Origin of the sequence: Aeromicrobium sp. CF3.5 (assembly GCF_051262695.1) — a bacterium.
Lineage (GTDB): Bacteria > Actinomycetota > Actinomycetes > Propionibacteriales > Nocardioidaceae > Aeromicrobium.
Genome location: NZ_JBIMEZ010000001.1, coordinates 271,837 through 292,372, shown reverse-complemented (window position 1 = coordinate 292,372; position 20,536 = coordinate 271,837). Strand labels below are relative to the sequence as shown.

Below are 20,536 nucleotides of genomic sequence, written 5' to 3'. Positions count from 1 at the left end.
GCCGCGTGTGTCTCTAGTGCTCGTAGTCCACGGTCGAGTACGCCTGCAGCTTGGCGATCTGGTGCTCGCTGGTGATCTTGCGGATCGTGCCGCTGCGTGAACGCATGACGATCGACTCGGTGATCGCCTGGCCGCCGCGGTAGCGGACTCCCTGCATGAGCTCGCCGTCGGTGATGCCGGTGGCGACGAAGAAGCAGTCGTCAGCGGTCACGAGATCGTCGGTGCCCAGGACGCGGTCCAGGTCGTGGCCGGCGTCGATGGCGCGCTGCTTCTCGTCGTCGTCGACAGGCCACAGGCGCCCTTGGATGACGCCACCGATCGCCTTGATGGCGCACGCGGTGATGATGCCCTCGGGGGTGCCCCCGACGCCGACCAGCAGGTCGACACCGGTGTCGGGGCGGGCCGCTGTGATGCCGCCGGCGACGTCGCCGTCGATGATGAACTTAATGCGGGCTCCGGCTGCGCGGATCTCGTCGACCATCTGCTGGTGGCGGGGTCGATCGAGCACGCAGACGGTGATGTCGCTGTTCTTGCGACCCTTGGCCTTGGCGACGCGGGCGATGTTCTCGGCGATCGGGAGGCGGATGTCGACGGCCTCGGCGGCCTCGGGGCCAGCAATCAGCTTCTCCATGTAGAACACCGCTGAGGGGTCGTACATCGAGCCGCGGGGTGCCACGGCCATCACCGACACGGCGTTGGGCAGGCTCTTGGCCGTCAGGGTGGTGCCGTCGATGGGGTCGACCGCGACATCGCACTCCGGTCCGGTTCCGTCGCCGACCAGCTCTCCGTTGAACAGCATGGGCGCCTCGTCCTTCTCGCCCTCGCCGATGACCACCACGCCGTTCATCTGCACCGTGTTGATCAGGGTGCGCATCGCGTTGACCGCCACCCCGTCGGCGCCGATCTTGTCGCCGCGACCCACCCAGCGGCCAGCGGCCATGGCGCCCGCCTCGGTGACACGCACCAGGTCGAGGGCGAGATTGCGGTCGGGGGCCTGGGCTGCGGGCTGAAGTGGATCCACAGGCCTCATGGTACCGACGACGTACGCTGGAGCACGTGGCATCCTCGCGTGGCAACCCCGACATCGGTGACATCCTGCGCTCGGTCGCAGTGATCGGGGTGATCGTGTTGGGCCTGTTCGGCATCGGCAAGTTCTTCACCGTGACTCCCGAGGATCCGGTCTCCGCAGTCGACTACGAGACGACGCTGCAGCAGGTCCGCACCACGACCGACATCGACGTGCTGGCGCCGGCGACCCTGCCCGACGGGTGGCGAGCCACCTCAGCGCGTTTCGAGCCCGGCTCGGGCGACCGTGACGGCAGCTGGCACCTCGGGGTGATCACCGCCGACGATGAGTACCTCGGACTCGAGCAGAGCTCGCTGTCGGTTCAACGGGCGGCCGAGCGCTGGGCCGAGGACAGCGAGGAGGCCGGGTCCGCGCAGGTGGCCGGTCAGGTCTGGTCCGTGCGCGCAGGGCCCCGAGACCGCACCACCTACGTGGCTAGCGAGGGGGACCGCACCACGCTGGTGACCGGAACCGTGCCGCCCGAAGAGATCGAGACCTACATCTCGTCCCTGTCTGAGTGAGTGCTGTCTGAGCGGTCCAGTCGCGCACGGACGCCGTCGAGCCGCCGCTGGCACATCGCGGCCAGCTCCTCGCCGCGCTCCCACAGGGTGAGCGACTGCTCCAGCGTGGTGCCACCGGTCTCCAGCTTCTGCACCACCGAGATCAGCTCGTCGCGGGCCTGCTCGTAGGGAAGATCGGTCGAGTCGGATTCAGTCATGGGGCGTCTCCTGGACAGACAGGGTGCGGGCGGTGAGGGTGCCGTCGACGACGCGGACAGTGATGTCGGTGTCGGCCGGCACCTGGTCGATGCGGGTCACGACCGACCCGTCGGGCAGCTGAGCCACGGCGTACCCGCGTTCCAGCGTCGCCAGCGGTGACAGGCCGCGCACCCGGGCCAGATGGTGGCCGATCTCGTCGCCGGCCCGATCGATCCGGTGCAGCACCGAACGTCGGGCGCGGGCGCGCTGGTCGTCGACGACGCGCACAGCCTCGTCGACCATGGACGACGGGCGCGCCAGGACAGGACGCGAGCGCAGGGAGTCGAGCTGGCGTTGCTCGCGATCGATGTGGGCGTGGGTGGCCTGCCGCAGCCGGTCGCGGGCCGCGTCGACCCCGGCGAGCTCCTCGGCGACGTCGGGCACCACGTGCTTGGCGGCGTCGGTCGGGGTGGAGGCTCGGTGGTCGGCCACCAGGTCGAGGATGGGGGAGTCCGGCTCGTGACCGATGGCGCTGACCACGGGAGTCCTCGAGGCGAAGACGGCCCGCACCAGTCCTTCGTCGGAGAATGGCAGCAGATCCTGCACCGAGCCACCGCCGCGGGCGACGATGATGACGTCGACCGAGGGGTCGGCGTCGAGCGCAGACAGCGCGTCGATCACGCCGCGAGCCGCCCCCTCGCCCTGCATGAGGGAGTGCCGCACCACGAAGCGCACATCGGGCCAGCGACGGCGGGCGTTCTCCAGCACGTCGCGCTCGGCGGCCGAGTCCTTGCCGGTGATCAGGCCGACCCCGGTGGGCAGGAAGGGCAGGCGCGCCTTGTGGTGGACGGCGAACAGCCCCTCGGCCGCGAGCAGCTGGCGGGTTCGCTCGAGGCGGGCCAGCAGCTCGCCCTCGCCCTGCAAGCGGATCTCGCGCACCTCGAGTGCCAGCGACCCGCGCGGTGCGTAGAAGGAGGGGCGGGCCTGCACGACGACGCGTGCGCCCACCATGATGGGCGCCGGCGAGGCGTCGAGGACTCCCACGTGGCAGGTCGCGTCGATGGAGATGGTGGCGCGCAGGTCGCGCAGCGTGAGGAAGCAGATGCCCGGCCGACGTGTCAGCTGGGCGATCTCCGCCTCGATCCACACTGGGCTCAGTCGATCGATCCAGCTGCCGATGAGTGTGGAGATCTGTCGCAGCGGGGCGGGGGAGTCCGCCGACGTCTGCAGAGCCATGGGGACACCCTAGGCGTGACCGGGGACGGTCAGGAGGGTGCGCGTCATGATCACGGCGCACGGGTCGGTCACCCATCCACCCTCCCGTACGATGGAGGCATGAGTTCTGAGGTGTCGTTGGGCATGCCCCCCGTGGGCGGAACCGTGCTGTTGGCCGATCCCCGGGGCTACTGCGCTGGCGTTGATCGGGCCGTCATCACCGTGGAGAAGGCGCTCGACCTGTACGGCGCACCGGTCTACGTGCGCAAGCAGATCGTGCACAACAAGCACGTGGTCAACAATCTGGCAGCCCGTGGCGCGATCTTCGTCGAGGAGCTCGACGAGGTGCCCCACGGTGCCACCGTCGTGTTCAGTGCCCACGGGGTCTCGCCGATGGTGCACGAGGAAGCCTCCGAGCGTGACCTCAAGACGATCGACGCCACCTGTCCGCTGGTCACCAAGGTGCACCACGAGGCCAAGCGTTTCGCCCGCGAGGGCAAGCACATCTTGCTGATCGGCCACGCCGGTCACGAGGAGGTCGAGGGCACGGCGGGCGAGGCGCCTGAGTCCATCACCCTGGTCGAGCACCCCAATGACGTCGACGCCCTCGAGTTCGCCCCCGATGCCGAGCTGTCGTGGTTGTCGCAGACCACGCTGAGCGTCGACGAGACCATGGAAACGGTGCGGCGTCTGCGCGAGAAGTTCCCGCAGCTGCAGGATCCGCCCAGCGACGACATCTGCTACGCCACACAGAACCGTCAGGTCGCGGTCAAGGAGATCGCCAGGAACGCCGACCTGGTCATCGTGGTCGGTTCGGCCAACTCCTCGAACTCCGTGCGCCTCGTCGAGGTCGCGCTGGAGGCCGGCGCCAAGGCTTCGTACCGCATCGACGACATCACCGAGATCGACGAGGCCTGGCTCGATGGTGTCGAGACCGTGGGCGTCACGTCCGGTGCGTCGGTGCCCGACGATCTCGTGCAAGACGTGCTGGGCTACCTGGCCGAGCACGGCCACCCCGACGCCGACGCCGTGCGTACCGCCGACGAGAGCCTCATCTTTGCTCTCCCGCCCGAGCTGCGTCGTGACATGAAGGCCGCTGGAGTCTCCTGACAAGATGGGCAGGTGAATATTGCCCTGACCATCGTCACGATCGTGGCGATTGCCGTGACGTTCAGTGCATTGTCGGCGCGCTATGCGTTGTCAGCGCCCCTGGTGCTGATCGGTGTCGGGATCTGCGTGTCCTATCTGCCGCTTCTGCCGGACGTGGAGCTGACACCTGAGCTGGTGCTGGTCGGGCTCCTGCCGCCGCTGCTGTACGCCGCGGCGATCCGTACCTCGCTGATCGACTTCCGCACGAACAAGCGGCCGATCGCGCTGCTGAGCATCGGGTTGGTGCTGTTCACCACCGTCGGTGTGGGCCTGCTGGTGTGGGCCATGCTCGACGTGCCGTTGGCGGTCGGATTTGCGCTGGGTGCCGTGGTGGCCCCGCCCGACGCCGTCGCGGCCACCACGATCGCTCGGCGCATCGGCCTGCCGCGCCGGATCGTGACGATCCTCGAGGGCGAGAGTCTCGTCAACGACGCCACCGCCATCGTCACGCTGCGCACCGCGATCGCCGCCATCGCGGGAACCGTGTCGATCTGGGAGATCGGCTCCTCGTTCCTGCTGTCGTCGCTCGGCGGGGTGGCGGTGGGACTGGCGGTCGCCTTCGTGGTGGGTCGGGTGCGCCGCCTGATCACCGACGACATCACCGACGTGGCCGTCTCGCTGCTCACCCCGTGGCTGGCGTATCTGCCCGCCGAGCAGATCCACCTGCCGGGCGTCGAGGGCGAGCCGTCCGGTGTGCTCGCCGTCGTGGTGGCCGGGCTGATCCTGGGCCACAAGTCCCCGCTGATCCAGTCGGGCACGTCGCGACTGTTCGAGAGCACCAACTGGTCGACCATCTCGTTCGTGCTCGAGAACGCGGTGTTCCTGCTCATCGGCATGCAGATCAGCTCGATCGTCGGCGATCTCAGTGACAGCGAGCTCTCGCCCGTGCTCATCGCGTCGACCTGCGCGGCCGTGCTGGTTGCCGTGATCGCGCTGCGCATGATCTGGCTGGTACCGGCCGTCTACCTTCCCCGCCTGGCCCAGTCCGTGCGAGAAAGGGACCCGGTGCCGCCGTGGCAGTCCACCGTCATCATCGGCTGGGCCGGCATGCGTGGCGTGGTGACGCTGGCGGCCGTGTTCCTGCTCCCGCTCGAGACGCCGGAGCGCGAGGTGCTGGTGCTGATCGCCTTCGTCGTGACCGTGGGCACCCTGGTGCTGCAGGGGCTCACGCTGCCGTGGTTGGTGCGCCGGCTCGGTGTGCCCGGGCCCGACCGCCACGAGGACCACCTGCAGGAGGCCGAGGTCTTCCAGTCGGTCACCGATGCGGGCGTGGCCTATCTCGACGATCACGAGGACGTGCAGATCGCCGACAGCGTGCGCCGCCGGCTGCGTGAACGCGCCCACGACCGCAGCAACGCCGTCTGGGAACGTCTCGGTGGCCGCGAGACACCGACCGCCCAGTACTCGCGCACCCGGGCGGCGATGCTCGACCGCGAGCGGGCCGAGCTCGTGCGGATCCGCGATGCCGGTCTGGTCGACCAGTCGGTTCTGGCGCGGATCATGAATGCCCTCGACATCGAGGAGACGATCCTCGATCGAGCAGCCGAGGACGAGACCACGGCCGAGCGCGAGACCGACCTGCGACCCGGCGCCAGCCGCACGGCCGGCTGCGACCACCTGCGCGAGGCGGTGACGATGCCGGACCCGATCACCCCCGAGGGGTGCGAGGAGTGCCTCGCGGCCGAGGATGACTGGCTGCACCTGCGGTTGTGCATGCAGTGCGGTCACGTCGGCTGCTGCGACTCATCGCCGGGCATGCACGCCGGCGCGCACTACCGCGAGACCGGCCACCCGGTCATGCGGTCCTTCGAGCCCGGCGAGGCGTGGCGCTGGTGCTTCGTCGACGAGCTGACCGGTTAGACCTCGGAGCTGAAGCGCCACACGATCACGGCGATCGCCAGGGCGTGCCCGACGGCCAGGTTGAGACCGTGATCGACGACCGAGGCGATGTAGCGGGCGATCAGGCTGGCGTCGTCGGCCATCCCGTCGACGGCGATGGACTCAGGTCGCACGATGCAGATGGCCAACAGACTGACGAGCAGCAGCACCGGCGGGAGGACGACGGCCGGCAGCAGGTCGCGACGATTGATCGCCAGCGGCAGCGTGATGACGATCAGGACGAAGCCGAGCGAGAACGGGAAGCCGATGCGCCCGTCGATCAGATCGAGCACGATGACCGCGGCCATCGCCGCAACGGCGGCGGTGACCGTCCCACGTGCCGTGAGGTCGTGGGACGCCAGTCGTCGTGCCGGCCGGACGGCCGCGCTGTCCATGTCTCGAACCTAGCGCGCCCGAAGGACGATCAGCCGTTCGAACCGCCGGCGATCTCGTAGTTCCAGACCTCGCTGTGGGTCGAGACGGGCTTGGGGGCGTCGCCGCCGGCGCGCTCCACGGCCGAGCGATGGCCCTCGGCGAACGAGGGCGAGTCGACCCAGGTCTGGAACGATTCCTCATCGGCCCAGCGGGTCAGGACGAGCCACTGGGTGCGGTCGTCGACCGGCTTGAGCAGCTCGAAGCCCTCGAAGCCCGGGGCGCCGTCGACGGCGCCAGCGCGGGCAGCGAAGCGGTGGGCGAGCTCGTCGCCGGAACCGGCGGGAACGGTGATGGCGTTGATCTTGATGACAGTCATGGATCGATTCTGTCAGGCTCACCTCATGCGGATCGAGACAGAGCGGCTGGTCCTGCGGTCGTACGAGGCCGACGATGCGCCGCGCGTGCTCGAGATCCTGAGCCACCCCGACGTCTACCCGTGGCTCGATGATCCGCCGCACCGACCGATGGCCGACCTCGCGGCAGCTGAGAGCTGGGTCGAGCGGTCCATCGCACGCGAGGCCGCCGGTGGGTTCGATCTGTTCCTTGCCATTGAGGTGCGTGAGTCCGGACGGGTCGCCGGCACCGTGCTGGTCACCCCCCGCGATTCGCAAGGACGGCACCGATCACGGAGAGCACGAGCTCGGCTGGCACCTGCATCCGGACTCCTGGGGACACGGGTACGCCACCGAAGCTGCACGAGCGATGCTCGACCACGTGTTCGCCGCCGAGCTGCCCGACGTGTGGGTCGGGATGTTCGTCGAGAACACGGCCTCGCGAGCCGTCGCCGAGCGACTGGGGTTGCCGTTCAAGGGGATCCAGCCCGATCCTTGGTACGAGGGCGATAGTCCCCTGTTCCACGTCACGGCGAAGGAGTGGTTGGCGCGATGACCCCGGGTTTCGGCTTCTGGCGGCGACCGTGGGTGCGGGTCGTCGGGTGAGCATCTCGACCAACCGTCTGATGCTGCGCCCGTTCACCGCCGATGACGCTGACGACCTCTTCGCTCTCTTCGGTCGTCCCGAGGTGGCCCGGTGGAGCGGCGCGGGTGTGCCGATGGCGCACCGCGACGAGGCCATCACCCGGATCGAGCGCATGTCCGATCGTGCCGGTGCTCATTCGGCCGCAGGCGTGCTCGCCGTCGTGCCGCAGGGCGAGGAACGCGTCGTCGGCATGGCCATGCTGGTGCCGCTGCCCTCGAGCGCGGGTGTGGATCGACAGGTGCACGAGATCGGCTGGCACCTGCATCCTGACGCCTGGGGACGCGGCTACGCGACCGAGGCGGCCCGAGCGCTGATCGATCGCGCCTGGTCGGCGGACCTCACCGAGCTGCACGCCGTGACCCATCCTGACAACGTCGCGTCACAGGCCGTCTGCCGCCGGCTCGGCATGACCGATCTCGGCGTGACGTCGGACGCCTACGACCTGGAGCTGCGGGCCTTTCGCCTCGATCGGGGCTGACCTCTGGGGCCCCTCGCTACCGTGAAGTCATGCGACGCACCCTTCCCGCCGTGGCCCTCCTGCTCGTGGCGATTGCGGTCGTCGGGTCGTCCCTCGCTTCGGGTGACTACGCGACCGGGGCCGTCGTCGGGACGATCCTGATCGCCGTGGGTCTGTTGGCCTCGCCGCTGCCGTACCCATCCTCGGCCGGGACCGAGGAATGGCGACGCGCGGAGCAGTCCGGCGACCTCGTCGTGATGCACCGGCCGGGGTGTCCGTTCTGCCTGCGCCTGCGGTTCAGCCTGGGTGGTCTGGCCGACCGCGTCACGTGGGTGGACATCTGGGCCGACGATGAAGCGGCGGCTCGCGTACGTGAAGCGACGGGTGGCGATGAGACGGTGCCGACCGTGCTGGTCGGCGGCGAGGCCCACGTCAATCCCGAGCCGGAGTGGGTGCGCGCCCGCCTCGCGTCGTAGGCTGTTCTGCTGTGGCTCTCAGCATCGGAATCGTCGGACTCCCCAACGCGGGCAAGTCGACCCTCTTCAACGCCCTGACCAAGAACAACGTGCTCGCGGCGAACTACCCGTTCGCGACCATCGAGCCGAACGTGGGCGTGGTCGGCGTGCCCGACTCGCGCCTGGCCAAGCTGGCCGAGATCTTCGCTTCGGAGAAGATCCTGCCTGCCACGGTGCAGTTCGTGGACATCGCGGGCATCGTGCGCGGGGCGTCCGAGGGTGAGGGCATGGGCAACAAGTTCCTGTCCCACATCCGTGAGTCCGACGCGATCTGCCAGGTCACCCGTGTGTTCCGCGACGAGGACGTCACGCACGTCGACGGTGACGTGAACCCGGCCAACGACATCGAGACGATCTCCATCGAGATGGCGCTCGCGGACCTGCAGACCATCGACAACGCGATGCCGCGCCTCGACAAGGACTCGCGCAAGGACAAGTCGCTGGTGCCGCTGTTCGAGGAGGCCAAGGAGGCCAAGAACGCGCTCGAGTCCGGTGTCGGCGTGCTGAAGGCCGGGCTCGACCTGGACCTGCTGCGCGAGCTGCACCTGATGACGTCCAAGCGGTTCATCTACGTGTTCAACTGCGACGCCGACGAGTTGAACGACGACGCGCTCAAGCAGCAGATGCGCGATCTCGTCGCCCCGTCTGAGGCGATCTTCCTCGATGCCAAGGGCGAGGCCGAGCTGGTCGAGCTGGGCGACGACGAGGAGGCCGAGGTCATGCGTGCCGAGATGCTCGCCGACATGGGTGTTGACGAGCCCGGCCTCGATGCGCTGGCCCGTGTTGGCTTCGACACCCTCGGCCTGCAGACCTACCTGACCGCCGGGCCCAAGGAGTCGCGCGCCTGGACGATCGACAAGGGCGCCACCGCACCGCAGGCCGCTGGCGTCATCCACACCGACTTCGAGCGCGGCTTCATCAAGGCCGAGATCGTCTCCTTCGACGACCTCGTCGAAGCCGGCTCGATGGCCACGGCCAAGTCCGCCGGCAAGGTGCGCATGGAGGGCAAGGACTACGTCATGGCCGACGGCGACGTGGTGGAGTTCCGCTTCAACGTGTGATGAAGTCTGAGAAAGCAGCGCCGTGATCCGCTGCCCATCAGGTATTCTGGGAGCGGTGGTTCCCACCACTGACAGCACTTCCACGTGAAGACCACGTGAATCATTGCGGAGAGACCCGAGTAGTTCAGGACATGTCCGGATGGGGTGCGGCGCACCGGTGCGCCGACTTCATATCGCCGATGCCAGGCATCGGCTGACGAAAGGACATGACATGTTGCCCAAGGACGAGAAGAGTCTCCAACAGGTGATCGACAAGATCGCGAAGATGGACGAATCGCGGCGGTCGGTCATGGGGCGTGTGCACGACATCGTCCTGACCGCGGCTCCCACCCTGAAGCCCCGGATCTGGTACGGCATGCCCGCCTACGCTGAGTCGGCGAGCACGCCGGCGCTGTTGACGCTGCGCAACGACGAACGCTTGAATCTCGCGATCACCGAGAAGGCTGACTTCCGGGCCGTAGGTGGCGTGGACGGCTCGCTGATGCCTGCTGCGTGGTATTTCGAGGCCGTGGACGAGGATACCGAGAAGCGCATCGCCGAGATCGTTCGTTCGGTGGTCTCGTAAGCGTCATCTGACTCGACTATCCCCGACGACGACCGATCGCGGGCTCGTTGTCGGGGATGGTCGGGGCGCAGTTTGCTCCGCGGTCTCCGAGTGTGTGTCGCGCGTAGCGCTCTGCAAGGGTGCGAATCTGTGATCCACGTTGGTTCGTGCCGAAACGCAGTGGAGTTCGCTTCGACGTCGAGCGAGGTCTACGCGCCTCACGACTTTCTTCGCGAAGCCCCATGGCAATCCCCGCGTCGACGACGAACAGTGCACACATCGCAGCCGCGTGGTCGCGGCGACCGGTTCGCAGGTACGTGCGTGCGAACACGAGGTGGAGAAGGCTTCGGGCTGAGACGGCACACCACCGCCGACGCGACGACCGAGCGGCGATGATCGTGATGCCGAGGCCGAGGTCTGCTGTTCCGAGCGCTCGCCTCTCGGCCACGCTGGTGTCGGCCAGGCCGAGCCATCGCCCGCCTGCCTGTGGTGCGACTGCCAGCAGACCACCGAGCACGGTGGAGGCGGCCCCCACACCATCGGCGGCGGTGGTGAGGGCGGCATCTCCGGTCACACGCATCACCGGACACTACCGTCAGGTTGCCCTCGCCTCACGAGGGATGCGGTCGGGGGAGATGAACTCGGCGCCGATCTCTCTGGCTCGACGGAGTCCCGCGTCGCGCAGGGGAGCGTTGTGGTCTCCCTCGATGTCGTAGATGAGGTGAGTCTCGACGTCATTGATGCCGCAGTAGGCGAAGATGCCGACGTCGATCTGGACGTGCATCGCCTCGTCGTACGCGTACTTGTCGTAGGTGCGCTTCTTCGAGCCACCGATGCCGATCAACGTCGTGGGAATGGTCGGCAGCAGACCGTGCAGGGGCTGCTTGCCCCGATCGTCGACACCCGTGCCGTACTGGTAGGCCCACCCGCCGGTGAAGACGCGCTCGATCCAGCCCTTCATCAGGGCGGGCATCCCCCACCAGTAGACCGGGAAGACGAACGCGAGCCGGTCCGCAGCTTCGACCCGGCGGTGCATCGGTGCGATTCCGGGCGGGATCGGACCGCCCCAGAAGTGTGAGTGGTCTGCTTCGGTGAAGCGTGGATCGAAGCCTTCCTGGTGCAGGTCCAGCACGTCGATCGAATGTCCGGACTGCTGAAAGGGGAGGTGCAGGGACTCCATGACGGCGGCCGGGTACTTGTCGGTGAATGGGTGCGCGAAGACGGTCAGCAGATGCACGTGCGGTTACTCCAATGGTCGTTGCGGTCACGGAAAGCGGGAGGGAGCTACTGGGCCTGGTTCACCAGCGCGCTGGCCGCAGCCTTCGCCGCGTGAATCGCGGCCGTTCCGCGATAGGACGCGGCCGACGTGGCCCCCTCGAACAGGACGAGGACCTGCTCCGCGAGGACGTCGTCATCGTGTCCGGTCTCGTGTGTCACGACTCGGCGGACAAGGTCGTGGAGCTGCTCTCGATACGCGGTGACCGTGGATGAGACTCCGAGAGTCCCCTCGCCGTCCTCGCTCTGAGCGCGCAGGAACAAGCACCCGCGTGCCCCCTCGGTCTGGGTCCAGGCCTCGAGAGTGTCGAAGAGCTCATCGACGGTGTCGACGTCGAACCTGTCGACGAATCGTGCGCGTCGCTCGTCCAGGACGGCGACGACGAGCCCTGACTTGCTGCCGAGATGCTTGTACAGGGTTCGCGTCGACACGCCCGCCGACTCTGTCAGTCGATCGATTCCCGTCCCGGCGAAACCGTGACGATCGAAGACGTGGCCGGCCGCCGAGATGATGCGCGATCTCGTGGTGGTCATGGATTCACGGTACAACGAACGTTGTACCTTGCGCAAATGGCTCTATCCAGACGTCGTACGTCGCCCTGGGGCTGAAACAGCATCGGGCGAACTCAGCCGCGGACGGTCGGTTGCCAGCGATCGCTTCTGCTCTCACGCGGATGCTCGTCTCGTGGACACCGAGCGGCCGCACTGACTGCCCTGATCTCGATCTCGAGTTCTATCCCGCTGCTCCTAGCGTCGTGGGCCCGCGTCCAGCCGTCCTCGTGCTTCCCGGCGGAGGCTTTGGAGAGCACACGAGGCACGACGGCGAGGGATACGCGCGCTGGCTGAGTGGACTCGGCCTCCACGCTGCTGTGCTCAGGTACGCCCTGCGTCCAGACCCTTTCCCTTCGGCCCTGCAGCAGGCGCGCGCCGCCCTCGACCGACTCCGCGCCGACGCAGACGGGCTCGGAATCGACGACACTAGGGTCGGCGTCATCGGCTCCAGCGCGGGCGGTCTGCTGGCCGGACTCCTGGCTACCGGAGCAACCCTGCCGATTGAGCCACAGCTCGAGAACGTCCTGACGCGGACACTGCGCCCACGTTCGTCTGGGCCACCGCTGGAGACCCACCCGGGCTCCCGAATGCGTTGGAGTGGACCCGGGCCCTCGCCGACGGCGTCCCCTATGGCCGCCACGGTCACGAGAACCTTCCCCACACCGCGCAGTGGACCAACGCGTGCGAGGCCTGGCTTCGCGACCTCGGCATCCTCGACGGGTCGTTCAGAACAGGGTCCGCAGGCGTGCGATGAGCGAGTCCTGGACGGCCTGGGTGGCAGCGACCTCCACCTGCTCGTTGATGTCGCTGGTGTTGTCGAGGTTGGCGAGAACGGCACGGACGTCCAGGTCGTCGAGGACGCGGGTGAGAACATCGTCGGTCTTCAGGGCCGCGTCGACGACCGAGTCCGGGATGAGGCGGATGCCCGCCTCGAGCAGCCCGTTGAGGTTCGCTGAGTCGAGTGCCTCGTCGACCAGGTCTGAGGCGCGAGGCAACGACCCGTCCGCATTCATCTGGGCCACGGCCGACAACAGTCCGTCGCGCACAGCGTCGACCTGGGAGTCGGTGACTTCATCAGATTGCGCGATGTCCAGGGTCAGCGCTTCGCGACTGACGCCGAGGGTGCAGGCGGCGTCGTTGATCCCGATGAGGACAAGACGTTCGGTGAGTCCGTCGATGCCGTCGGCCTGCGAGGTGACGGCCCGCTCGGCGCACGGGTCGGCCGGCCGGAGTGGTTCGTACGTCCCTCCGCCGTTCGAGAGCTGCACGCCGATCACCGCACCGACCAGCAGCACGGCTGCCACCGGCATGCCGATCCAGCGGGGGACGGAGCTCATGCCGTCCTCCGGCCACGAGGACGGACCGCCGCAAGCATCGCCAGGAGGGCGAGTCCTGCGCCGATCAGGAACGAGTCGCGGAAGGCGCGGGTGGCTGCACGCTCGAGCTGCTCGTCCAGGTCCCGTTCAAGCTGGTCAGTGGCAGCCTGCTCACCCGGATCGGTGTCGAGCCGCGCGAAAGCCGCACTGAGATCGGGAACCTGACCCTGCTGATCGGCCAGAGCGTCGCCCAGCGCTTGAGCGACGGCGATCTTGCTCTCGGGCAGCAAGGGGGCGTCCAGAACCAGCGAGGTGATCGCCTGCTCGGCGGGCTCCTGCGCCTCCTGCAGGTCGGCGGTGAACACCGGAGTGAGGATCGCGAGACCGACGACGACCCCCACGTGTCGCGCACTGATGGTCCAGGCCGCGTGCCGCACGCGGGGCAGACGCATCTTGATGGCCCGGGCCGTGAGTCGGTCGACCGTCAGGCCCAGCCCCAGACCCACCAGCGCTTGCGGGGCGATGCTCCAGGCCAGATTCGACGACGGCAGAATCGCGAGCCCCACCAGACCTCCCGCGACGAGGAAGCAGCCCACTGCGATCTCCTGGTCGGGCGACGGCCTGAAGAACCGCGCCAGCGGGCGAGCGGCGAAGGCCGCGACCGGAACGACCGACACGGTCATGGCAGCAGCGGCCGGGGACCGGCCCCATCCCTCGACCAGCAGCAGGACCAGCAGGAAGAGCGCAGCGGTGAGCGCCGCCGACACCAGGGCAAGGGTGAGGTTGGCCCGGACGGCTGGTCGGTGCCGATCTGGCTCGCGGGGCGCGGTGACGGTCCGCAGGACGAGCGCAGCGGGCACGGCGAGCAGTGCGAACGGCACCTGCACCACGAAGATGGCCTGCCACGCGATCGCCTGCGTGAGCAGCCCACCGAGCACCGGCCCGCTGGCCGTGCCGACCACTCCGGCCGTGACCCACGCCGTGACTCCTCGACGTTCGCCGTACGCGGCGACCAGCTGCTCCAGGCATCCGACCAGGGCGAGCGCACCGCCGACCGCTTGGAGGCAACGGGCGACGATCAGCACCTCGATCGAGCCCGCGAAGGCGCACCACGCCGAGGCGCCTGCGAACACAGCGATCCCGACAGCACTCAGCACGTGCGTGCTGAACAGGTCGGCGCGGGCACGCGAGAGCATCATCGCCGCGGGGACGGCGCCGAGCCCCAGCACGAGGTTGTAGGCGATCAACACCCACGCGACCTGGGCGATCGAGGCGTCGAAGGTGCCCAGGATGTCGGGCAGCGCGAGCGTGACGATCGCCGAGTCGGCTAGCACCAGGGCCACGGTCACCAGGAGCAGGGGACCCGCAGCGCGACGCATGAGGCCATCTTCTCTCGATAGGCTCAATCGCGTGTCGTCCAGCATCGTCGTGACCGAGGAGTTCGAGCAGGCGCTCGACATCCTCCGCTCCGGCGGCAACCTCTTCCTCACCGGCAAGGCCGGCACCGGCAAGTCGACGCTGATTCGACACTTCATGGACGAGGCGCACGATCGTCGCGTGCTGGTGGCGGCGCCGACCGGGATCGCGGCACTCAACGTCGGCGGGTACACGATCCACCGTCTGTTCAGCCTGCTGCCGACGACCAGCCTCGAGGATGTGCGATCGGGCGCCTACCGCCCGCAGCGATTCTTCAAGACCCTGAAGTCACTGGAGACGCTGATCATCGATGAGGCGTCGATGGTGCGAGCCGATCTCTTCGACAAGATCTCGGCTGGCCTGGAGCGGTTCGGGCCACGCCCAGGCACTCCGTTCGGTGGAGTCCAGATCGTCCTCGTGGGTGACCTGCTGCAGCTGCCACCGGTGGTTCCGACCGGCGAGGCCGAGCACGTCGCGGCACGGTATGGCACTCCGTACTTCTTCTCCGCGGACACCTTCGACCGCGACGACTTCCCGACGGTGGCGCTGACGACGGTGTTCCGCCAGCTCGGCGACCAGCGCCTCACCTCGATCCTCAACGCCGTGCGTGAAGGAGTCCTCCTCGATCACGCCCAGTCAGAGCTCAACGCCTGCACCGATCCCGACTTCGTGCCACCCGACGACGAGTTCTGGCTGACCCTCGCCCCGACCAACACGATCGTCACCTCACGCAACCGCAAGCGCCTCGAGCTCCTGTCGGGTGAGGAGTTCGTGTACCACGCCGAACGGAGGGGTGATCTCGGGCTCTTCGACCCACCCACCGACGAGACGCTGACCTTCAAGGTCGGCGCGCAGATCATGATGCTCAGCAACGACACGATCGACCGCTGGGTCAACGGAACCCTGGGCCGCATCGTCGACATCGCCCGCGCCGACGGCGAGCTGGTCATCACGGTCGAGTTCCGGGACGGCACGACGTCCCAGGTGTGGCCCCACACCTGGGACGCCACGCGGCCCGTGGTCGAGGGCGGCTCACTGCGGCACGAGATCGTCGGGTCCTACACGCAGCTGCCGTTCAAGCTGGCCTGGGCCATCACGATCCACAAGAGCCAGGGCCAGACACTCGATCGCCTGGTCGTCGACCTGAGCGGTGGAGTCTTCGACTTCGGGCAGGTCTACGTGGCGCTCAGCCGGTGCACCTCGATGGACGGACTGGTGCTGACCCGTCCGGTCCTGCCCAAGGACCTGCGCACGGATCGACGCATCGTCCGCTTCCTGCGCGAGTCGACGAGCGAGGGCGACGCCCGACGCTACTGCGCCGTGGGAATCGTGACCGTCGGCGACGAGGGGCGCATGTCGCGACCCAGGCCCGTGGAGATCGCCGCCGCCTTCGACGACGGCACGTCCATCAGCACCGTCGTCAATCCCCAGCGCGACCTCGCCGATGCCCGCGAGGCCTACGGCATCTCGGTCCACGACGTTCTGCTCGCGCCGACCTTGGCCGAGGCGTGGAACATCTTCGGCCCGATCCTCGAGGGGGCGACGCCCGTGGGTGCAGCCACCGATCACACCCTCAGCCTCATCGATTTTGAGCTCAAGCGCCTCGGCCAGGTGCGGGCGCTGCCGCTGGGCATCGACCTCCCCGCAGGCGACCTCCTGCCCGCAGAGCGCGCGGGGTTGGCCGCCGGAACAGCGCTCGAGCGGGCTCGAACGGCGCTGGTCGCGCACGCCCGTCTGGGTGTCGCGGACCGGGGTTCCACGGCGTTCGCCCTGCACGAGGACACCGATGCGGACTCCACCTACCTGCTCACCCGGGATCCCGCAGTGCCAGCCCCCAGCTCGGTCCATCTGCCCGTGCTGTCCGCCTTGCTCGACATCAGCCGCGAGGTCAGTGCGGCCCTGCTCACCGGGTTGAGCGCCGTCGAGGTGCGCGGTCGGATCGTTCCGGTTGCAGAGACGGGAGATCTCGTGAGGGTTCGCGCCGTGACGGCGAACCGGCTGGCGGCGATCGCAGCACGCTCCTCGGGTGTTCCCGCGGAACTGGTGACCCGACTCGGTCAGGTGGGTCTGCTGCTGGGCCTGGACACCGACGGTCTGGTCTCCGCGTTCGCCGGTGCCAGCGTGGGCATCGGCGAGGTGCTGGTGCCCGGCGCCCGGGTGTGCTTCACCGGTACCGCGCGATCCCCGTCGGGCCGGATGGTGGACCGGCCCGAGATGGATGCGATCGCTGCTGAACACGGGCTCGTCCCGGTCAAGAACGTGACCAAGACAAAGTGCGAGGCACTGTTCGTGGCCGAGGTGGGCACCCAGTCGGGCAAGGCGCGCAAGGCCTCCGAGCTGGGCAAGCCCGTGTTCTCGGTCGACGACTTCTTCGCGTGGGTCAGATCCAGCCGTGCTCCCGGGCCTTGAGAGCCGCCTCGTACCGGTTGGACACACCGAGCTTGGCCATCGCCGAGGACAGGTAGTTGCGAGTCGTGCCGACCGACAGGTGGGCCCGCTTGGCGATCTCGTCGACCGATGACCCGTCGGCCGCGAACTCCAGCACGTCGGCCTCGCGCGGCGTGAGCAGAGAGTCACCGGCGCTGATCGCGTCCGCGGCCAGCTCGGGATCGACGTAGCGCCCGCCGGCATGGACCGTGCGGATGACCTCGGCCAGCGTGGCGGCCGACGTCGTCTTGGGCAGGAACCCGCGGACGCCGGCCGTGAGCGCCTTCTTGAGGTACCCGGGACGCCCATGGCTGGTGACGATCAGGGTGCCCGCGCCCGGCGTGAGGGCCAGCAGCTCGGTGGCGGTCTCGATGCCGTCGATGCCGGGCATCTGCAGGTCGATGACGGCCACGGCCTCGGGTTCGCCGGCCTCCGCGCGCTGGCGCCAGAGCGCAAGGAGCTCCTCGCCGGAGTCGACGTGCGCCACGACCTCGAGGTCGGCCTCGAGACCGAGCATCGTGGCCATGGCCGAACGGATCAGTGTCTCGTCGTCAGCCATCAGGACCGCGATCATGTGTTCTCCCAGTGGATCTCGAGGACGAAGCTGCCGTCGGAGGCCGTCGTCTGCAACCGGGCACCACTGGTTGCGAGACGTTCGGCCAGGCCCAGCAGACCGGACCGTTCCCTGACGGGCCCCACGACTCCGTCGTTGCGCAGCGACATCCCGGCCGGTCCGAGAGCGAGCGTGGCAGAGGTGGCCGTCGAGTGCTTGACGATATTGGTGGTTCCCTCGCGCACGACCCACGCCGCGAGCTCGTGGACCTCGAGAGGGACCCGGTCCGGATCCCCCTCGACGATGAGGTCGCACCCCATCGCCGACAACAGCGATCGGGCGCCGGCGACCTCGCTGTCGAGGTCGATGTCGCGGTAGCCGCGGACGAGCTGCCGCATCTCGGCCATCGAGTCGACGGCGAGCTTCTTGACGTCGTCCATCTCCGCCGATGCGCGGTCGCCCGCTCCGGCCCGGGAGAGCGCAGCAGCCAGCTCGCTCTTGACCGCGATCGCCGAGAAGTTGCGGCCCACCACGTCGTGCAGGTCGCGGGCGAAGCGCAGCCGCTCCTCGGCGAGCTGCAGCTCGGCACCGAGATCCTTGGCCTGCTCGAGCTCATCGACGATCCGCACCCCCCACACCGTGAGGAGCGTCGTGGCGACGACGAAAGCACTCAGCACCAGGGCCGTGGCGAAGACCCTCAGCTCGGTGCCTGCCGGGGCTCCGAACGACACGGCGGTGGCTGCGCTGACGGCGACCACGATCCACCAGGTGAAGCGGCTGAACGCGATGAGACTGAGCGTGCCCAGCAGTGCTGCGGCGAGGCCGACCACGCGGGCCTCGTCGACGTCGGACTCGCTGGACGCGATGTTGGCGACGACCGCCGACACGGCCCACAGCGCGGTCAGCACGACGGTGCAGGTCGGGATGGCCCAGTGCCGGAAGCGCAGGTTCGTCCAGGCGGCGAGCTCGGGCTGCGCCTCCAGCGCGACGATCGTGGCGATGCCCGCGATGACGATTCCCACCACCGCCCAGGCGCCGAGGCCGTCGCCCGTGGCCGAGATGGCAGCCACGGCAACGGCGACGGCACCCTGCATGGTCAGCTTGGTGTAGTGGCGGAACTTGGTGGGTCCAGGCATGTCCCGCCACCACGAGGACAGGTGCATCAGCCGCGGTCGTCCCAGCGGAAGTTGCGACGAGTCAGCTCGAGGGCCAGTGCTGTCCACACGACCAGTATCGCGACCGGCTGGCCGATCTCGGCGAACGTCGCCCCGAAGTCGAGCGCTGTCGAGCCGGATGCGGTGGCCAGCTGGCCCGACGTGCCCAGCGACATCAGGTCGGACAGGGCGGCGAAGGGGGTCAGGTCGGCCACCTGCTGGAACCGGTCGGGCAGGATGCCACGGATCGTGGACAGTCCGACGAAGGCGATCGCCATGACCGGCAGCGAGGTGATCTGGGCCGCCTCGGCGTTCTTGGTCAGTGCACTGGTCGCCAGGGCGAGCAGCGAGAAGATCGCGATGCCGGCGATGAGGGCCAGCCCCATCAGGATCGGGTTGACCGGCGCCGGGGAGCCGGCGGCGTAGACGACGGCCGACACGACGATGGTTCCGGTCAGGGTCAGCACCGCTCCGGGGACCATGGGTGCGGCCTGTATCTGCACGTCACTGGCTTCGCCGGTCCTCAGCCGTTTGAGCACGCCCTCGGATCGCCGGGCCGTGATCATCGACAGCACCGAGTAGTACTGCACGAACAGCAGCGCCATCAGCAGGAACATCTCGAATGTCGTGGCCGCGAGGGTGGCCGAGGCGCCCTCGTTCTGCCGGATGACGAAGAACGACAGCAGCGGGATGACGACCGGGAATCCGACCCCCATGACGAGCAGCGTCGTGTTGCGGCGGAACTGCAGGTACTCGGCCTTGGCGAGTGCGGCCAGCGGGCGGTGGCGGCGGGTGGGTGTGGTGGTTGCGGTGCTCATGCGGTGGCTCCGATCGGTGCGGGGGTGGATGCCGGCGGGGCGTCGGTGCTCTCGGCGATGTTGAGGAACACCGACTCCAGGGAGGCAGTGCGGGCGTCGAGGCCGGTCAGCTCGATGGAGTGCGATCGCGCCCAGCCCAACAGCTGGCACAGGTGGTCGGCCAGGTCGTCGGTGCTGACCGTGACGCGCGACCTCGCCTCGACACGCGCACCCTCGAGCACCGGCAGGGTGAGCCCGGGATGATCGAAGGTGATCGTTGCGGGATGGGCGCCGACGATGTCGTGCAGCGTGCCGCTGACGGACACCTCGCCCTGGTGCATGATCGCGATGTGGTCGGCCAGGGCCTCTGCCTCGTCGAGGTAGTGGGTCGTGAGGACCATCGTCACGCCGGATGCCTTGAGGTCGGCGAGCAGCTGCCACGTGGACCGTCGGCTCTCCGGGTCCAGTCCGGTGGTGGGTTCGTCCAGGAACAGCAACCGGGGCTGTCCGAGCAGGGCGGCGGCCAGGTCGACCCGGCGCTTTTCGCCGCCCGACATCGCGCCGACGCGCACGTCCTTTCGATCGGTGAGGTCAACCTGCTCCAGGACGGCCTCCACGGTCGTCGGGTTGCTGCAGGTGCCGCGCCACATCTCGAGCGTCTCGGTGACGGTCAGCTCGGCAGGCAGTCCACCGGACTGCAGCATGATGCCGATCTGTGGGCGGACCAGCTTCCGTTCGGCGTGCGGGTCCAGGCCGAAGACCTCGACGGTGCCGTCGGTGGGAGCCGAGAGGCCCTCGAGGAGGTCGAGCGTCGAGGTCTTGCCGGCGCCGTTGGTGCCCAGGAGACCGAAGACCTCTCCCTCCTCGACGTCGAGATCGATGCCCTTGACGGCCTCGAAGGCCGATGATCCGTGGCCGTAGACGCGGCGGAGTCCGCGGGTGGTGATGACGGTGCTCATCGCGCACCCCACGTGAGGTCATCGATGCCGGCGTCACGGAAGCCGGGTTCGGTTGGGACGGAATGGGTGCGTGGTGTGCTGTTCATGAGTT

At 68.5% G+C, this 20,536-nt stretch carries 23 protein-coding genes and 2 pseudogenes; 11 read left to right on the top strand and 14 right to left on the bottom strand.

The genetic code is table 11. The features are described 5' to 3' along the window. Window positions 1-13: 13 nt before the first annotated feature. Window positions 14-1,030, bottom strand: coding sequence for a class II fructose-bisphosphatase (gene glpX / locus ACHAA3_RS01495; RefSeq protein ID WP_435707160.1), 1,017 nt, complete (start codon window positions 1,028-1,030; stop codon window positions 14-16). Between the two features lie 26 nt (window positions 1,031-1,056). On the opposite strand from glpX, the gene ACHAA3_RS01490 reads away from it, so the two are divergent. After that, complete coding sequence (locus ACHAA3_RS01490) at window positions 1,057-1,587, top strand: DUF4245 domain-containing protein (RefSeq protein ID WP_435707159.1); 531 nt, start codon at window positions 1,057-1,059, stop codon at window positions 1,585-1,587. Here the strand turns inward: ACHAA3_RS01490 and ACHAA3_RS01485 are convergent. Together ACHAA3_RS01485 and xseA are read right to left on the bottom strand one after the other, a co-directional pair. Further along, window positions 1,563-1,784, bottom strand: a complete 222-nt coding sequence (locus tag ACHAA3_RS01485; protein WP_435707158.1) for an exodeoxyribonuclease VII small subunit — start codon at window positions 1,782-1,784, stop codon at window positions 1,563-1,565. The genes ACHAA3_RS01490 and ACHAA3_RS01485 overlap by 25 nt on opposite strands. Then, on the bottom strand, window positions 1,777-3,000 hold the full coding sequence (gene xseA / locus ACHAA3_RS01480; RefSeq protein ID WP_435707157.1) for an exodeoxyribonuclease VII large subunit: 1,224 nt from the start codon (window positions 2,998-3,000) through the stop codon (window positions 1,777-1,779). The genes ACHAA3_RS01485 and xseA overlap by 8 nt, the downstream gene beginning before the upstream one ends. A 99-nt stretch (window positions 3,001-3,099) precedes the next feature. Between xseA and ACHAA3_RS01475 the strand changes: the two genes are divergently transcribed. Together ACHAA3_RS01475 and ACHAA3_RS01470 are read left to right on the top strand one after the other, a co-directional pair. Beyond that, window positions 3,100-4,089 carry a 4-hydroxy-3-methylbut-2-enyl diphosphate reductase gene (locus tag ACHAA3_RS01475; RefSeq protein WP_435707156.1) on the top strand — a complete coding sequence of 330 codons (990 nt, stop codon included), beginning with the start codon at window positions 3,100-3,102 and terminating at the stop codon, window positions 4,087-4,089. A gap of 12 nt (window positions 4,090-4,101) precedes the next feature. Then, the gene (locus ACHAA3_RS01470) at window positions 4,102-5,988 is read left to right on the top strand and encodes a Na+/H+ antiporter (protein WP_435707155.1); all 1,887 of its coding nucleotides are present in this window, start codon (window positions 4,102-4,104) and stop codon (window positions 5,986-5,988) included. On the opposite strand, the gene ACHAA3_RS01465 is transcribed toward ACHAA3_RS01470, so the two are convergent. Together ACHAA3_RS01465 and ACHAA3_RS01460 are read right to left on the bottom strand one after the other, a co-directional pair. Then, a complete protein-coding gene (locus ACHAA3_RS01465) occupies window positions 5,985-6,401 on the bottom strand; it encodes a DUF6542 domain-containing protein (RefSeq protein WP_435707154.1) in 417 nt (138 codons plus the stop codon). The genes ACHAA3_RS01470 and ACHAA3_RS01465 overlap by 4 nt on opposite strands. A 29-nt stretch (window positions 6,402-6,430) precedes the next feature. Continuing rightward, on the bottom strand, window positions 6,431-6,757 hold the full coding sequence (locus ACHAA3_RS01460; RefSeq protein WP_435707153.1) for an antibiotic biosynthesis monooxygenase family protein: 327 nt from the start codon (window positions 6,755-6,757) through the stop codon (window positions 6,431-6,433). Here ACHAA3_RS01460 and ACHAA3_RS01455 point away from each other — a divergent pair. The 6 genes and pseudogenes from ACHAA3_RS01455 to ACHAA3_RS01430 form a co-directional block, all read left to right on the top strand. Further along, a pseudogene (locus tag ACHAA3_RS01455) lies at window positions 6,732-6,998 on the top strand (GNAT family N-acetyltransferase); the annotation flags it as partial. The gene ACHAA3_RS01460 and the pseudogene ACHAA3_RS01455 overlap by 26 nt on opposite strands. Before the next feature lies 1 nt (window position 6,999). Continuing rightward, window positions 7,000-7,329, top strand: a complete 330-nt coding sequence (locus ACHAA3_RS01450) for a GNAT family N-acetyltransferase (protein ID WP_435707152.1) — start codon at window positions 7,000-7,002, stop codon at window positions 7,327-7,329. Window positions 7,330-7,375: 46 nt separating this feature from the next. Then, the gene (locus ACHAA3_RS01445; protein ID WP_435707151.1) at window positions 7,376-7,897 is read left to right on the top strand and encodes a GNAT family N-acetyltransferase; all 522 of its coding nucleotides are present in this window, start codon (window positions 7,376-7,378) and stop codon (window positions 7,895-7,897) included. Between the two features lie 29 nt (window positions 7,898-7,926). Further along, window positions 7,927-8,352, top strand: coding sequence for a glutaredoxin family protein (locus ACHAA3_RS01440; RefSeq protein ID WP_435707150.1), 426 nt, complete (start codon window positions 7,927-7,929; stop codon window positions 8,350-8,352). An 11-nt stretch (window positions 8,353-8,363) separates the two neighbouring features. After that, window positions 8,364-9,452, top strand: coding sequence for a redox-regulated ATPase YchF (gene ychF / locus ACHAA3_RS01435; RefSeq protein ID WP_435707149.1), 1,089 nt, complete (start codon window positions 8,364-8,366; stop codon window positions 9,450-9,452). A 211-nt stretch (window positions 9,453-9,663) separates the two neighbouring features. Beyond that, window positions 9,664-10,017 carry a hypothetical protein gene (locus ACHAA3_RS01430; RefSeq protein ID WP_435707148.1) on the top strand — a complete coding sequence of 118 codons (354 nt, stop codon included), beginning with the start codon at window positions 9,664-9,666 and terminating at the stop codon, window positions 10,015-10,017. 16 nt (window positions 10,018-10,033) lie between these two features. On the opposite strand, the gene ACHAA3_RS01425 is transcribed toward ACHAA3_RS01430, so the two are convergent. The 3 genes from ACHAA3_RS01425 to ACHAA3_RS01415 are packed head-to-tail and all read right to left on the bottom strand — an operon-like array spanning window position 10,034 to window position 11,805. Further along, entirely contained in the window at window positions 10,034-10,576 is a 543-nt protein-coding gene (locus ACHAA3_RS01425) for a hypothetical protein (RefSeq protein WP_435707147.1), read from the bottom strand. Window positions 10,577-10,591: 15 nt separating this feature from the next. After that, window positions 10,592-11,233: an NAD(P)H-dependent oxidoreductase gene (locus ACHAA3_RS01420; protein ID WP_435707146.1), complete on the bottom strand. Its 642-nt coding sequence runs from the start codon at window positions 11,231-11,233 to the stop codon at window positions 10,592-10,594. 47 nt (window positions 11,234-11,280) lie between these two features. Continuing rightward, entirely contained in the window at window positions 11,281-11,805 is a 525-nt protein-coding gene (locus tag ACHAA3_RS01415) for a TetR/AcrR family transcriptional regulator (RefSeq protein ID WP_435707145.1), read from the bottom strand. Window positions 11,806-11,945: 140 nt separating this feature from the next. Between ACHAA3_RS01415 and ACHAA3_RS01410 the strand changes: the two are divergent. Next, window positions 11,946-12,305 (top strand): annotated as a pseudogene (locus tag ACHAA3_RS01410) (alpha/beta hydrolase); the annotation flags it as partial. Window positions 12,306-12,548: 243 nt separating this feature from the next. Here the strand turns inward: ACHAA3_RS01410 and ACHAA3_RS01405 are convergent. Next, entirely contained in the window at window positions 12,549-13,160 is a 612-nt protein-coding gene (locus ACHAA3_RS01405) for a hypothetical protein (protein ID WP_435707144.1), read from the bottom strand. Next, entirely contained in the window at window positions 13,157-14,518 is a 1,362-nt protein-coding gene (locus tag ACHAA3_RS01400; protein ID WP_435707143.1) for an MFS transporter, read from the bottom strand. Before ACHAA3_RS01400 ends, ACHAA3_RS01405 begins: the two co-directional genes overlap by 4 nt. Before the next feature lie 31 nt (window positions 14,519-14,549). Between ACHAA3_RS01400 and ACHAA3_RS01395 the strand changes: the two genes are divergently transcribed. After that, window positions 14,550-16,964 (top strand): AAA family ATPase, encoded by a 2,415-nt coding sequence (locus tag ACHAA3_RS01395; protein ID WP_435707142.1) that lies wholly within the window; start codon window positions 14,550-14,552, stop codon window positions 16,962-16,964. On the opposite strand, the gene ACHAA3_RS01390 is transcribed toward ACHAA3_RS01395, so the two are convergent. From ACHAA3_RS01390 to ACHAA3_RS01375, 4 genes are read right to left on the bottom strand one after another with little or no spacing between them, the layout of a single operon-like run. After that, window positions 16,936-17,556 carry a response regulator gene (locus ACHAA3_RS01390; RefSeq protein ID WP_435707141.1) on the bottom strand — a complete coding sequence of 207 codons (621 nt, stop codon included), beginning with the start codon at window positions 17,554-17,556 and terminating at the stop codon, window positions 16,936-16,938. The two genes, ACHAA3_RS01395 and ACHAA3_RS01390, sit on opposite strands and share 29 nt — an antisense overlap. Then, window positions 17,553-18,671 carry a sensor histidine kinase gene (locus ACHAA3_RS01385; RefSeq protein ID WP_435707140.1) on the bottom strand — a complete coding sequence of 373 codons (1,119 nt, stop codon included), beginning with the start codon at window positions 18,669-18,671 and terminating at the stop codon, window positions 17,553-17,555. The genes ACHAA3_RS01390 and ACHAA3_RS01385 overlap by 4 nt, the downstream gene beginning before the upstream one ends. A 26-nt stretch (window positions 18,672-18,697) precedes the next feature. Further along, window positions 18,698-19,507 (bottom strand): ABC transporter permease, encoded by an 810-nt coding sequence (locus ACHAA3_RS01380; protein ID WP_435707139.1) that lies wholly within the window; start codon window positions 19,505-19,507, stop codon window positions 18,698-18,700. Next, a complete protein-coding gene (locus ACHAA3_RS01375) occupies window positions 19,504-20,445 on the bottom strand; it encodes an ABC transporter ATP-binding protein (protein ID WP_435707138.1) in 942 nt (313 codons plus the stop codon). Before ACHAA3_RS01375 ends, ACHAA3_RS01380 begins: the two co-directional genes overlap by 4 nt. Window positions 20,446-20,536: the final 91 nt, after the last annotated feature.